Here is a 13090-nt window from a genome sequence, read left to right as displayed (position 1 = left end):
TCTTTTGTCTTCCAGTTCTGGCTCATCAACACAATCCCAATGGGACTTCTCCTGCTTCAAAGGCGAGCAGCCACTGTTTGCGGCCGATGCCGCCGGCGTAGCCGGTGAGGCGGCCATCGCTGCCGATGACGCGGTGGCAGGGTACGACAATGGCAATGGGGTTACGGCCATTGGCCATGCCGATGGCGCGTTGGGCGCCTTTACGGCCAAGCCCCTCGGCAATTTCGGCATAGCTGCGGGTTTCGCCGTAGGGAATGGTGGTCAGGGCCTGCCATACCTGACGCTGGAAGTCGGTTCCGGCGGCGTCCAGGTTGAGGTCGAAATCCTTTCTGTTGCCCTGGAAATATTCGCCAAGTTGGGCCTTGCAGGTGTCGGTATGTTCGTTGGGGCGAAGGGACAGCATCTGGACCTGCTCTTCGTCGGCAAAATCCAGGTGCGCGAGGCCGTTGCCACTGGCGGCGATCACCAGGCAGCCCAATGCGGCGGATTCGGGGGGATAGTAGATATCGAGGCCGGCGTACTGGCTTAGTGTGTCGTATTCAGCGGGCTTGATGCTCATGATCGAGATTCCATAGTTGAAGTAGCAGGTAACTGCGCCATGGCGTGGCACTTTCCGGATCGACGCAAGGCAACTGTTTCAAGGCTCGCTTCACCCCGGCGTCGCCCGGGAGCCAGACATCGGGATCCGAGTCGCCGCGCAGGCGGGCGTAGTCACGAGTCCAGGGGCCAATACCTGGAATGCTCTCGCTATCTTGCTGATTCATGATCGCGGTGGCCAGGTCTTTCAGAGTCTGTCGGCGGCGTTGCGGCATGCCGAGAAATGCTAGGTCGTCCTGGGCAATGGCGCTGGGTGTGGGGAAATGACGACCACCGTCGCTGGCGGGTTCGCCCAGGGTATTCACCAATGTCTGGGTCAGGCGTCGTGCTGCGATGATGCTGACCTGCTGCCCGAGAATGGCGCGTATCCTGGCTTCGAAAGGCGACCAGATACCGGGCAGGCGCAATCCGCTCACCAGGGATGGCTTGGGCAGCCCCTCTATTGACGAGCGTTCGATAGTGGGTTCGATGACGGTTGCGATAACCTCAGGGTCCGCATCCAGGTCGAGGACACGGCGGATATTGGCGACCACGGGGGCCAACTGGCGCAGGTCATCCAGTGTCAGTTCGACACGCATGGCATGGCGTCCATGGCGTTGGCTTGGTTCATTGTTTGGCCCAGGTTCATCGAAATAGGCCGTGAATTTTCCCGAGGCGCTGCCCCATTGGAAATGCCGCCCCAGGTAATGGTCGCCAACCCACTCCATTCCTTCGATCGAGCGCTGAGCATAGAAGTCGCGCAAGGTCTCCCAGGCGTATGGTGGTCGATAGCTGAGTTTGAGCTCGATACCTGGCGTGTCGTGAGTCTTCTGCTGTCGGCGCACTTCCCGTGGAGACAGGCCGATGCGTGAATGAAAGGTGTCATTGAAGCGTCGCACACTGGAAAAACCGCTGGCAAAGGCAATCTCGGTGATGGGCAATTGAGTTTCATGCAGCAGTTGCTTGGCGAACAGACACTGACGATGCAGCGCATAGGCCTTGGGAGAGACACCAAAGCGGCGCTGGAACAGACCGCGCAGATGGCGTTCACCAATACCGAGGCGTTCGGCCAGTTGGGTCATGTTGCCATCCGTCAGAGCGCCTTCATCGATCAGGCGCAATGCACGGCGTAATGTCGTGTCGGTGCCGCGCCAGGCGGGTGAGCCCGGGGCGCTGTCGGGACGGCAGCGCAGGCAAGGTCGAAAGCCCGCTTCCGCGGCAGCGAATGCCGTATCGAAGTAACGCACGTTGCGTTCCAGAGGAGCTTTCGCCGGGCAGATAGGGCGGCAGTAAATGCCAGTAGTGACCACTCCGACGAAAAAGCATCCATCGAAGCGGGCATCCCTGGCCAGTCGAGCGCGACGGCACTGGTCGGGAGCCAGGGTGAGCGAGGAAGACATGGAAGGCGCCTCCAGATACATGATTCTGATATCCCGTGTTCTGATATCCAGGATTCTGATAGCAGTGTATCCGGCCATGCTGACAAGACTAGCCGGAATCGGCACTGGATCATCAACCCTGTATGCCAGAAGCGCCCATGTCGCTGGGCGCACGCGGATGTCGTGAGGTGGCTGTTGCGAAGGGACCAGGGCCGTGTGTTACTGGGCGCGCATGGTTACGGGGCAACGGCCTGGAAATCCTGCAAGGCCCTCTCCGTCACCAGGTCGATGTCTTCCTTGAGCATGTAGCCATCCTTTGTCAGTGCTGACGCGGCATCTCGCACCGCACGGGCATAGTCATCCTGATTGGCATAGCGCTTGGTTAGGCTGGTGCGGCTGTTTCCCTCCGTTGTGCCTTGAGCAAATGTGTTTTGAGCGGATGTGCCTTGAGCAAACTTGCCTTGAGAGAAGGGAATGAAGCTGCCCGCCAATCCGCACAGGTCTCCGCCAGCATAACCCTCGTTGCGAAGATTCCAGCCCCAATAAGTACCCAGTGGTACGGCAACCCTCGGTGTTGCGATACCGCCCTGCGGATTTCCGTCAGCATCCAGTTGCGGGACCAACACCGGATATGTGGGCCCGGCGGTTGGCGGCAGGCTGCCGTGATCGCGCAGGCGCAGTTCGTTGTAGGCCGGGATGAAATCGCTTGAGGGCAGTTCTGGCAGGTTAAGTTCCGCGAGATCCACCAGAGTATTGTCCGAGACACTGGGATAACGTGATGGGGGAGGCGTGAGATCCTTGGTTACCCAGTTTTTCATGGCTGTCAGCAACCCTCGCATGATAGGCGATGCGCTGACCGGGTTCTGAGAGAAGCGGCAAAGCGGGGTGTCCGGGTTTTGCTCTGAGGAACTCTGTTCCAGAGCGATGTTCTCCGAGAATGGAGCAAAATGCCGCAAGCCACTCAAGTAATAGAGCCTTACCGAATCGGGTAATGCCAGGGGGGTGCCATCTGGGGCAGTGGAAACCAGTGCCGCGCGCGCTTGCCAGAATTCGGTGGACGTATCCGTGTGCATGATCTTCGGGCAGGTATCGGTCGCGGTGCAATTGGCCAGAATGCTGTCGCTACGCCCGCTGATGGGGTCGGTCACCTGTGCATAGCTGAACGGGAACTGGTCTCCGGGGAAATCGTGATCCTCGTGCTGGCGGGAATAGCGGCCTGGCTGGGCAAAGCGATAATTGGTAAAGGTTTTGCGCGAGCCCGCGATGTGCGGAATGACACCATCAAAGACACGAGCTCCGCTTTCGTCTGCGTTGAAGCCCTGGTAGACAAAATCCCTCAGATAGCGGCCAGATTGTGAAATGCCAAGGGCCATGGCGGCCTTGATTCCCTGAAGCGGAGTTTCGGTGTCATGACCAGGATTGCCGCGCAGGAAGGAAATCAGGTCGCTGGTTGCGGTGAACCCTAGCCCGGTCGGTTGGGCACCTTTGGCAGGATAGATGAATTCGTAGATGGCGCCGGCATCCAGCCCTTGCGGACGGGTGATCTCCACTTCGCTGTCGGAAAGATAGCGAAAGCTCAGCCCTGGGGCGGTCGAGCGTGGCTCGGTAGGGTGCAGCCGAACCGACAGCGTTGCCTTGTCTGGATCGCTGTTGGCCACGGGGTAACTGAGCGGTACCGTATCGCGTGTACCCGGCGTGTCGAAGATGAATTCCTCGCGACTCTGCCCGGTCACACCATCAAGCTGCGGCAACATCAGATTGATGGCATCGTCTGGAAGCCCGGTTTGCCAGCCACTCCAGACCACGGTATAGCCTTGTTTCAACAGAAAGCCGTCTCCGGTATCTGCAGCACTGACTGGCGGCGTCGAATTGTCTGCCAGGTTCATCAATATCGGGCCCAGGGTGTTGCCTCTGTTGGGGACATCGTAGAACAGCACGCCTGAGCCGCGGGACGCATCGACAGGCCGAAGCATGATGACCTCTGTCGAGTAGCGCACCAGGCCATCATCATCGATGGGAGCCTGATCAAGATCGACAATGGAGCGCCCTCGCGGCGAATCGGGATCGATGGCAAAGTGTGCAATGGCATTGATCCGTTCGTACTGCCCTACATTACCGAATGTGGCGCCTTCGAAGGCCGGTGAGACCGTATCGATGACCTCGAATTCTTCCACTTTGGCTGTCGCCATTTGAGAGGCAAGTGTCCCGGCCATCGCCATGGCACCGGCCGCCAATATCCGCATCCTTGCTTGAGTCACGTGGCTTCCTCACTACTGATAAGTGGTGGCGAATCGCTCGCGCAACTGGTTCTTCTGCACCTTGCCCATGGTATTGCGTGGCAGGCTGTCGACGAAGAACACCCGCTTGGGCTGCTTGTATTTGGCCAGCTTGTCGGCCAGAGCCGCGATGATGGCATCTTCCTGGAGTGCTGCACCTTCCTCGGCAACGACAACGGCGGTAACGCCTTCGCCGAAATCCGGATGGGGCAAGCCAATGACGGCAGACTCCACGACACCTGCCATTTCATCGATATGGCCTTCCACTTCCTTGGGATAGACGTTGTAGCCGCCGGAGATGACCAGGTCCTTGTCGCGGCCGACGATCTGCACATAGCCGCGTTCGTCTACCAGGGCCAGGTCGCCGGTAATGAAGAAGCCGTCTTCCAGCAGTTCCTCCCGGGTCTTTTCCGTCATGCGCCAGTAGCCCTTGAACACGTTGGGGCCACGCACTTCGAGCATGCCAATCTGGCCCTGGGGCAGGGGCTTGTGATGTCCTCCTTCACGCTCGGTAATACGAATTTCCACCCCCGGCAATGGCATGCCGACAGTACCGGCAATGCGCTCGCCATCATAAGGGTTGGAAGTGTTCATGTTGGTTTCGGTCATGCCATAGCGTTCGAGAATGGCATGGCCTGTGGCCGCCTCGAAATCCTGATGCGTTTCTGCCGTCAAGGGGGCTGAGCCCGAAGTGAACAGGCGCATGTTGGCGCAGGCCTCTCGGGTCAAGCGCGGATCCTTGAGCAGGCGAGTATAGAAGGTTGGAACGCCCATCATGGTCGTGCCTTCGGCCAATTCCTCGAAGATCACGTCGACGTCGAACTTGGGCAGGAAGCGCATGCTGGCTCCGGCCATCAGGATGACGTTGCAGGCAACGAACAGACCATGTGTATGGAAGATGGGCAGGGCGTGGATCAGGCGGTCCTGCTCGGTAAAGCGCCAGGCTTCGACCAGCGATAGCGCATTGGAGCCCAGGTTGGCATGGGTCAGCATGGCACCCTTGGAGCGGCCGGTCGTGCCGGAGGTATACAGGATGGCCGCCAGGTCATCGCTGGCGCGCGGGGTAATGGTGTCATGTGCTGTGGCCTTTGCCGTCGCCGCCATCAGGCTGCCTTCCGCCGCCGTGCCTAGGGTTTCGACACGCACATTGCCGCATTCGGCCGCGACTGTGCGAGCGGCATCCAGGGCAGCGGGGCGGCATACAAACAAGGCCGGTTCAGCATCGCTGAGGAAGTAGCGAATTTCCTCCGAGGTATAGCCTGTGTTGAGGGGCAGATAGACACCACCGACCTTGAGACAGGCCAGATACAGCAGAATCGCTTCGGGACTCTTGTCGACCTGAACGGCAACCCGGTCGCCGGGAGCGACGCCCATGGCCACCAGGGCGCCGGCCAGCTTGGAGCTGACACTGAGGGCTTCGGCATAGGAATAGTTGCGACTTTCCCGCGTAGTTATGTTTTTAGTTATGTCTTTAGTTATGTCTTTCCTTGTCGTAATGAAAGGTGCCTGGCCCCGGGCTGTCATACGTTGTTCAAAGGTCGCAAAGAGGTTGTGGTTCATGTAACGGGTTCTCCCTTGAGATGCTTGCGCGCACGTCGGCCAAGATCACGTACTGTCGATGAGCAGACCACCTTGCCTTCGGTGGTGTATTGCTCGTGGTTGCGTTCGATGTCATCGGGCACGTAGAGGTAATTGACCATCAGGCCTGCGCCATGGGTGATGCCCTTGTGCGATACATCGCCTGGCCAATTGATACGGTGTAGCTGTGCGCCGTTGCCCAGGTGAAAGCGAGCGACGGGGTTGAGTGGCAGGCCGTGAGGATTGCGTTGCTTGGTCAGGTAGTAGGCCGCCAGGGGGCGAATCACATCGCCAAGGGCCTTGAGGCGATCACTGTCCTGTTGCCAGCCTTCCTGGTCGAGGTCATCAAGGACTTCGTGGATCTCCTCGTTGAATCGATTTTCCTCGCGCTGCTGATCAAGCCAGGCGCGAAAGCCTGGTACCGGTGACAGGGTGACGAAGTTCTTGAGTCCGGGTAGTTCGCTGCTGAGTTCCTGGACCACTTGCTTGATCAAGAAGTTGCCGAAGGAGATGCCGCGCAGCCCTGTCTGGCAATTGCTGATGCCGAAGAAGGCTGCCGTGTCGGCGTCCTCTGCTTCAATGGCTGCGTGACTGGCGTTGAGAATCGGCTGGATACGGTCCGGCAGGCCCTTGGTCAGGGCCACTTCGACGAAGATCAGGGGTTCATCGCCAGTGGCTGGATGAAAGAAGGCGAAGCAGCGCCGGTCGCGGGCATCCAGGCGGCGGCGCAGGTCATTCCAGTCGCAGATTTCATGGACGGCTTCGTAGTGAATGATCTTTTCCAGAATAGCGGCAGGGGTGTTCCAGTCGATGCGCTTGAGCACCAGGAAGCCGCGATTGAACCAGGAGGTGAACAGATGAATGAAGTCTGCATCCAGCGGGCGAAGCCCTGGTTCAGAACGGATCAGGGAGAGCAGGTCCGCATGCATGCGCACCAGGTCATAAGTGCCGCCAGCGGTGAGGTTGAGGCGGCGCAATAACTCCTGGCGTTGCGGTTCGCTCGCTTCATTCAGGTGTTGCAGTTCGGTATTGCCGCGAGTGGCCTTGTAGGCTTCGTAGGCGGCATCCACAGCGGAAGGGTCGGCGGAAAAATCTTCGGTCAGGCAATGGAAGAAACGACTTTTCCCGTTATCGTCGAGCTGGGCGTAACCATTCAAGGCCTGGCTGGCCAGGCTGATGCTGGAGGCTTCACCATCGCTGTCGAGCAGGCGACGGCAGGCTTCCACCACCTGGCGGTGACTGGTGGAACCCGTACCGCCACGCCTTCGGAGCAGTGCGTCGCGCTGGGTAATGTTACTGAACAGCTCCTGGAGAAAGCTGAAGTTCATGGTGTCTGGCTCCTTAGTCTTTGCACTGCACCTGGTCTTTGCACTGCACCTGGTCTTTGCACTGCACCTGGTCTTTGCACTGCACCTGGTCTTTGCTCTGCACCTGGTCTTTGCCTTGCGCCTGTCCTTTGTCCTGTTGCTGTTCCTGTTTCTTTTCCTTTCATTGCCATTGCCCCCGTTGTTGTCTTGATCCCTGTGTATTCGCTATTCACTAGAGCGTGAAGGATCAACCTCCGGCCCCCATGATCAGGTCTGGCAACCACAGAGCGATGCTCGGGAACAAACACAGCAGGATGATGCCGAGCACCATGCACAGGGCATAGGGCAGGCTGCCCAGCAGGATGTCTCGCAGGGAAATATCCGGTGCGATGCCTTTGATGATGAACAGGTTGAGTCCTACCGGAGGGGTGATCAGTCCGATTTCCAGGTTGATGGTCAGGATCACGGCGAACCAGTAAGGGTCGAAGTTGGCTGCGACAATGATCGGTAGCAAGATCGGGGCTGTCATCACGATCACGGCGACCGGTGGTAGAAAGAACCCGGCGACCAGCAGGAACAGGTTGATGAGTGCCATCAGCACCCAGCGATTGACCTCGAGCGAGGCAATCGATTCAGCCACGGTCTGGGTGATGAACAGTGACGACAATGTGTAGGCGAAGATTTCAGCACAGGCGATGATCAACATGATCATCACACTTTCGCGCAGGGCGTCACGCATGATGCCGCTCAGTGGCTTCACCTGCCACATGCGATAGACCAGGATGGCCAGCGCCAGGCACAGAAAGGCCCCGGCACCTGCTGCTTCCGATGGTGTGGCAACGCCGCCGTACAGCGCGAACAGAATCAGCATCACCACGACCAGGAAAGGCAGCACGCGTACCAGTGCCTTGAGGTTCCCCTCCACATTGTCCTGCAAGTGGTTCTTGAGTCGGGAGGCAGCCTCCATTGTCGCGCTGGGTGCGCCATAACCCCCCATGCGGCAGGCAATCAGCGTCCAGATCATGAACAGCAACGCCAGCATGATGCCGGGCACGGCCCCGGCAATGAACAGGCGGCCGATGGACGTTTCCGTGGAAATGCCATAGACGATCATGGTCACCGAAGGCGGAATCAGGATGCCCAGGGTGCCACCTGCAGCGATGCTGCCGGCAGCCACGCCATCGGGATAGCCACGTTTGCGCATTTCCGGAATACCCAGCTTGCCGATGGCGGCACTGGTGGCGGGTGAGGATCCGGATAGTGCAGCAAAGATCGAACAGGCGCCGATATTGGAAATCGCCAAACCTCCAGGCACTTTGCCGAGCCACAGGTCGAGCGAGCGATAGAGATCACGCCCGGTGGGAGAAGAGGCAACGGCGGCTCCCATCAGGATGAACATGGGGATGGCCACGAAACTGAAGGAGGCCAGGCTGCCGTAGAAGGTTTCGCCGAAGTAGGTCAGTTCACTCATGCCGCGGGTCATGACAAGGGCTGTCAGGGACACGCCACCCAGGGCGAAGGCGATCGGCGTGCCAATGGCCATCAGCAGGAACAATGCACCGACAATGAAGATACCGCTGGTCACTGGGTCCATCATCGCGCCTCCTGATTTTTGGAAGGTGGCAAGTCTTCAGTGGATGACAAGCCTTTTCTGGGTGACAAGCCTTTGCTGGATGGCAAGATCCTGGCGCGTGCAATCTCCGCGAGATACTGGGTCACCAGCAGCGTTGCACCCAGGGCAATGGGCAATAGTGCCGGCCAAAGAGGAGGGTTCCACACCGTGCCGGTGGTCCAGCCTGCATGCCAGGCTTCGAGCAGATACAGCCAGGCGCCGTAGGCGAGGGCAATGCAGAATCCCAGGCCGACCAGCGAGGCGATCAGGTTCATGACGAAGCGAGGTAATGGCGGCAGAACGTCGGGCAGGGCTGTTATCGCAACATGGCCACCTGTCAGCAGCACGTAGGGAGCGCCCAACAGCATGGCAGCGGAAATGGAAAAGACACAGAACTCGGTCTGCCAACTGGTGCTTGCGCCCAAGATGTAGCGGACAAAGATCATGTGGCAGACCGCTAGTACACCAAGGCCCAGCAGGGCTGCAGCCAGGACCGCTGCCGCAATGGACAGGCGATCCATCAGGTGGCAATAGGCATTGATCAGACGACACACAAGGGACTGCCCATGACCGCGGGGATCTCTCGGCTGGGCATGACCAGAGGTGGAATGAGGCATGCAACCTCCGAAGGTGACGGTAACAAGGCTCCTGGGCCAGCCTGCTGACAAACTATTGTTCATGACCTTTGTCAGCAGCCTCGGGCGGGAGCCTGCTTCTTGTCGGTGGGCTGAGAGCAAGTTGTGCTTGATGCTTTCAACCCAGTGATGTCACTCCACCGCCAGTGCGGCGTCGATCAGTGCCTGGCCATTGTCGACGTTCTCGGCAAAATTCTTGTAGGCGCTTTGCTGAGCGATATCGAGCCAGCTCTGATAGTCCTCAGGCGACATTTCCACCACTTCGACACCATTTTCCTTGAACACATCGATCATCTTCTGATCGAGCTCCGCTGCCTGTTCGGAGAAATAGGCTTCGGCCTTCTCGCCGGCATCGATCAGTGCCTGCTGTTGTGCTTCGTTGAGCCGGCTCCAGCTTTGCTCGGCAATCAGAATGGGCTCGTACATGAACCATAGCGCGTTCTCGCCTGGTGCCGTCAGACAGCTGGCTTGTTCATAGAGGCGATAGGAGACGAAGGAGCCCGATGAGGTATTGGCGGCGTCCAGCACGCCGGTTTGCATCGCGGTATAGATCTCGGAAGAAGGCATGGAAGAAATAGAGGCCCCGGCAGCACTCAGCATATCCTCGAAGGCAGGGCCAGCGGCACGCAGTGTCTGGCCTTTCACGCTATCAGGCGAGGTGATGCACTGCTTGTTGGAGGCGAATCCTCCGGCAAGCCAGGCATCGGCCAGGACCCGAGCGCCGGCATCCTGGATCACTTCCTTGATCATGCCCATGAATTCAGAGTCGTTGAGGCGTTCGGCACGCTCATGGTTGCGCACCAGGCCTGGCATCAAGGTGGCGGAGAATTCCGGGTGACGGCCGCTGGCATAGTCCAGCGGTAGTGAGGTCATATCCAGTCGGCCACGCACCAATGCGCCCCATTGCTCACTGGCCTTGAACAGTGATTGACCGGGGTATACCTGCAACTTGAGGTCGACATCGGCAGCTGCGACTTCCTTGGCCATCAATTGGACCATCTCGTCGCGGACATCACCTTTGCCACCGGGAAACTGGTGGGAAACACGCAGCACTGTCTCTGCTGTGGCAAGGGCAGGGGCTGCCAATGTGAGACCAGCGATGATCAAGATGGAAATGGCTGAGGTAGCAGTGGTTGAGACAGAAGTGGTTGGGGTAGAAGCTTGGCGTTTCTTAGGAGCTTGGCGTTTCATAGGAGTGACTCCTGGAAAGGGGTGTTATTGTTGTATCTTTCACTGAAGTGAAAATGCATCAGGCGTGCTGATGTATACTTCAATAGACCTTGTGTATATCAGTGTCAAACGCCGAGGGTTAGACCAAGGTGGTGAGCGATGAGGTGCACAGTGGCGCCTCACCGGTTTTTCGACCTCATCAGGACAACACTTGGATGCAGGGACGTCAGGAGCCAGGAGAAGAGGCATGAGCAAGAAACCGTCCAATGCCCAGCGGCTGAGAGATTCGCTTGAGGATGACATCATCAATGGACGTCGTGCGCCAGGAGAGCGACTGGATCCGGAAGCCTTGTGCCGTATCTATAATGTGTCCCGCACCCCAGTGCGTGAGGCTATCCAGCAATTGGTGGCCAGTGGGCTGGTCACGGTATCGCCGAAGAAAGGGACGTTCGTTGCCCGGGTAGGATTGGATCGGCTGATCGAAATGTTCGAGGTAATGGCCGAACTGGAAGGCATGTGTGGTCGGCTGGCGGCCCGGCGCATCACCGAGCAGGAACTGGCCGGGTTGCGCCAGGCCTACGAACGCTGTCGAGAGGCCTGCGAGTCAGGAGATAGCGATGAGTATTATTATGAGAACGAGGAATTTCACGCCTGTATCTACGCCTCCAGTCACAATGCCTTTCTCGCCGATGAAGCCCGTTCGCTCAAGCAACGCTTGAAACCCTACCGGCGCTTGCAGTTGCAGGTGCGCAGCCGCATGCAGAGTTCGCTGAATGAACACAGCGAGATTCTTGCTGCCATAGAAGAAGGTGATGCCGAAAAGGCTGAGCGGACACTGCGTGATCATGTCCTGATCCAGGGCGAGCGCTTCAGTGACTTTGTGTCCAGTGTGAGAGAGATGGAACGGCGTGCGGACGTTGCGACCAACTGATACCGTCTCATGTAAAAGAGCTCGCTTTAAAGAATCCGTTGTTACCTGATGGGGCCCCGCCATGTTTCCCGCTTTTCACCATCGCTATGTTTCTCTGCCGTCTCGCATGCGCGCCGAGTGTGAGCCGACACCGGTGACCGCCCCGCGTTTGCTGGCCTTCAATCATGCCCTTGCCGAGGAACTGGGGCTTGATCTCGATGCCTTCGATGGGAAACGTGTCGCAGAAGCATTATCTGGCAATGCTGTGCCTGAGAGTGCCCAGCCTGTTGCCGCGGCTTATGCAGGCCACCAGTTTGGTAATTTTGTGCCCCAGCTTGGTGATGGCCGGGCGCTGCTGCTAGGTGAGCTGAAACATCGCAATGGCGGGCTATACGAGGTGCAACTGAAGGGGGCTGGGCGCACTCCCTTTTCACGCGGTGGCGACGGTCGTGCTCCGCTGGGCCCCGTATTGCGCGAGTATCTGGTTTCCGAGGCCATGCATGCCCTTGGTGTGCCGACCACCCGCGCATTGGCAGCAGTATCCACGGGTGAAATGGTGCTTCGTCAACTGCCCGAACCGGGAGCCGTGCTGACCCGGGTCGCCAGCAGTCATTTGCGTGTCGGCACCTTCCAGTATTTTTCCGTGCGTAGTGACCGGGAAGCGCTGGAGCTTCTGGTCGATCTGGCCATCGAGCGCCATTACCCCAATCTGCTGGATGATCTTCAGGAAGCCTCCTGGAGTGAGAAGGCATTGGCGCTGCTGGAAGCTGTCGTTGCCCGCCAGGCGCGCCTGGTCGCGCAGTGGAAGGGGCTGGGCTTTATTCATGGCGTGATGAATACCGACAATTGTGCGATCTCTGGCGAGACCATCGATTATGGTCCGTGTGCCTTCATGGACGAGTTTCATCCGCGCACGGTATTCAGCTCCATTGATGAAGGTGGGCGTTATGCCTGGATCAATCAGCCCCCCATTGCGCAATGGAACTTGGCGCGTTTTGGCGAAACCCTGCTGTCGTTGATCGACGAGGATCAGCAGAAGGCCATTGAGCTGGCGACCAAGCCGATTGTGGCATTCAGCGACATCTATCAACGAGAATGGACGACGGTGTTGCGGGCCAAGCTGGGCTTGAGTGCTTCCAGCGAGATAGCAGATGGTGATGATCTGGCGCTGGGCGAAGCCCTGCTGGATGCCATGGACAAGGCCGGTGCCGATTTCACCTTGACCTTCCGGCACCTGGCCGGGGCCATCTCACCTGAAGGCGGCTCTGCACTTGAGAACAATCTTGAGAACGAGCTACGCGCAGGCTTCAGTGATGGCACTGGCGTCAATGGACAGGGCGAAGGCGCCAAGGCACTGGAGGCCTGGTTGCCTCGCTGGCGTCAGCGCCTGGCCCGCGAAGTGCTGACGGAAAGCGAGATCCGGCGCCGGATGGAAGCGACCAATCCGTTAGTCATTCCACGTAATCACCTGGTGGAAAAGGTCATTCGAGCCGCGGCTGACGACGATGATTTCACGCCTTTCGAACGCCTGCTTGAAGCGGTCACCCAGCCCTTCTCCATGCCTGATGACCCAGGTTTCCTCGAGCCTCCACGGCCAGCAGAACGAGTGTTGAGAACGTTCTGCGGCACATGATCAGCTTGGCTCAC

11 protein-coding genes are annotated in these 13090 nt (G+C 58.6%); 3 read left to right on the top strand and 8 right to left on the bottom strand.

Going from position 1 to position 13090, the window contains the following annotated elements; translation table 11 throughout:
• Positions 1 to 25: 25 nt before the first annotated feature.
• The 5 genes from E4T21_RS17365 to E4T21_RS17345 all read right to left on the bottom strand — a co-directional run bounded on the left by E4T21_RS17365 (position 26) and on the right by E4T21_RS17345 (position 7137).
• Positions 26 to 559: a methylated-DNA--[protein]-cysteine S-methyltransferase gene (locus E4T21_RS17365; protein ID WP_149286229.1), complete on the bottom strand. Its 534-nt coding sequence runs from the start codon at positions 557 to 559 to the stop codon at positions 26 to 28.
• Positions 540 to 1976 carry a DNA-3-methyladenine glycosylase 2 family protein gene (locus E4T21_RS17360; protein WP_149286228.1) on the bottom strand — a complete coding sequence of 479 codons (1437 nt, stop codon included), beginning with the start codon at positions 1974 to 1976 and terminating at the stop codon, positions 540 to 542. Before E4T21_RS17360 ends, E4T21_RS17365 begins: the two co-directional genes overlap by 20 nt.
• Positions 1977 to 2191: 215 nt before the next feature.
• Positions 2192 to 4213: an alpha/beta hydrolase domain-containing protein gene (locus E4T21_RS17355; RefSeq protein ID WP_240349207.1), complete on the bottom strand. Its 2022-nt coding sequence runs from the start codon at positions 4211 to 4213 to the stop codon at positions 2192 to 2194.
• Positions 4214 to 4225: 12 nt separating this feature from the next.
• Positions 4226 to 5791: a malonate--CoA ligase gene (locus E4T21_RS17350; RefSeq protein ID WP_149286227.1), complete on the bottom strand. Its 1566-nt coding sequence runs from the start codon at positions 5789 to 5791 to the stop codon at positions 4226 to 4228.
• Positions 5788 to 7137, bottom strand: coding sequence for a malonyl-CoA decarboxylase (locus E4T21_RS17345; protein ID WP_149286226.1), 1350 nt, complete (start codon positions 7135 to 7137; stop codon positions 5788 to 5790). The genes E4T21_RS17350 and E4T21_RS17345 overlap by 4 nt, the downstream gene beginning before the upstream one ends.
• Between E4T21_RS17345 and E4T21_RS17340 the strand changes: the two genes are divergently transcribed.
• Complete coding sequence (locus tag E4T21_RS17340) at positions 7136 to 7327, top strand: hypothetical protein (protein WP_149286225.1); 192 nt, start codon at positions 7136 to 7138, stop codon at positions 7325 to 7327. The genes E4T21_RS17345 and E4T21_RS17340 overlap by 2 nt on opposite strands.
• A 36-nt stretch (positions 7328 to 7363) precedes the next feature.
• Here the strand turns inward: E4T21_RS17340 and E4T21_RS17335 are convergent, their stop codons facing one another.
• The 3 genes from E4T21_RS17335 to E4T21_RS17325 form a co-directional block, all read right to left on the bottom strand.
• A complete protein-coding gene (locus tag E4T21_RS17335) occupies positions 7364 to 8710 on the bottom strand; it encodes a TRAP transporter large permease (protein WP_149287307.1) in 1347 nt (448 codons plus the stop codon).
• Complete coding sequence (locus E4T21_RS17330) at positions 8710 to 9345, bottom strand: TRAP transporter small permease (RefSeq protein ID WP_205423411.1); 636 nt, start codon at positions 9343 to 9345, stop codon at positions 8710 to 8712. Before E4T21_RS17330 ends, E4T21_RS17335 begins: the two co-directional genes overlap by 1 nt.
• Positions 9346 to 9495: 150 nt before the next feature.
• Entirely contained in the window at positions 9496 to 10554 is a 1059-nt protein-coding gene (locus E4T21_RS17325; RefSeq protein ID WP_149286224.1) for a TRAP transporter substrate-binding protein, read from the bottom strand.
• Positions 10555 to 10780: 226 nt separating this feature from the next.
• On the opposite strand from E4T21_RS17325, the gene E4T21_RS17320 reads away from it, so the two are divergent.
• Positions 10781 to 11464, top strand: a complete 684-nt coding sequence (locus E4T21_RS17320; protein ID WP_149286223.1) for a GntR family transcriptional regulator — start codon at positions 10781 to 10783, stop codon at positions 11462 to 11464.
• 61 nt (positions 11465 to 11525) lie between these two features.
• Positions 11526 to 13076: a protein adenylyltransferase SelO gene (locus tag E4T21_RS17315; RefSeq protein WP_149286222.1), complete on the top strand. Its 1551-nt coding sequence runs from the start codon at positions 11526 to 11528 to the stop codon at positions 13074 to 13076.
• The last annotated feature ends 14 nt before the right edge of the window (positions 13077 to 13090 follow it).

Source organism: Halomonas binhaiensis (genome assembly GCF_008329985.2).
In the GTDB taxonomy this organism is placed as follows: domain Bacteria; phylum Pseudomonadota; class Gammaproteobacteria; order Pseudomonadales; family Halomonadaceae; genus Halomonas; species Halomonas binhaiensis.
This window is presented reverse-complemented; position numbering and strand designations above follow the sequence as displayed.

What these genes read in the sequence shown, in the direction of transcription:
- E4T21_RS17335 (WP_149287307.1), bottom strand. Translation starts at nt 8,710, where the DNA reads ATGGACCCAGTGACCAGCGGTATCTTCATTGTCGGTGCATTGTTCCTG.
- E4T21_RS17340 (WP_149286225.1), top strand. Translation starts at nt 7,136, where the DNA reads ATGGTGTCTGGCTCCTTAGTCTTTGCACTGCACCTGGTCTTTGCACTG.
- E4T21_RS17320 (WP_149286223.1), top strand. Translation starts at nt 10,781, where the DNA reads ATGAGCAAGAAACCGTCCAATGCCCAGCGGCTGAGAGATTCGCTTGAG.
- E4T21_RS17330 (WP_205423411.1), bottom strand. Translation starts at nt 9,345, where the DNA reads ATGCCTCATTCCACCTCTGGTCATGCCCAGCCGAGAGATCCCCGCGGT.
- E4T21_RS17360 (WP_149286228.1), bottom strand. Translation starts at nt 1,976, where the DNA reads ATGTCTTCCTCGCTCACCCTGGCTCCCGACCAGTGCCGTCGCGCTCGA.
- E4T21_RS17350 (WP_149286227.1), bottom strand. Translation starts at nt 5,791, where the DNA reads ATGAACCACAACCTCTTTGCGACCTTTGAACAACGTATGACAGCCCGG.
- E4T21_RS17315 (WP_149286222.1), top strand. Translation starts at nt 11,526, where the DNA reads ATGTTTCCCGCTTTTCACCATCGCTATGTTTCTCTGCCGTCTCGCATG.
- E4T21_RS17325 (WP_149286224.1), bottom strand. Translation starts at nt 10,554, where the DNA reads ATGAAACGCCAAGCTCCTAAGAAACGCCAAGCTTCTACCCCAACCACT.
- E4T21_RS17365 (WP_149286229.1), bottom strand. Translation starts at nt 559, where the DNA reads ATGAGCATCAAGCCCGCTGAATACGACACACTAAGCCAGTACGCCGGC.
- E4T21_RS17345 (WP_149286226.1), bottom strand. Translation starts at nt 7,137, where the DNA reads ATGAACTTCAGCTTTCTCCAGGAGCTGTTCAGTAACATTACCCAGCGC.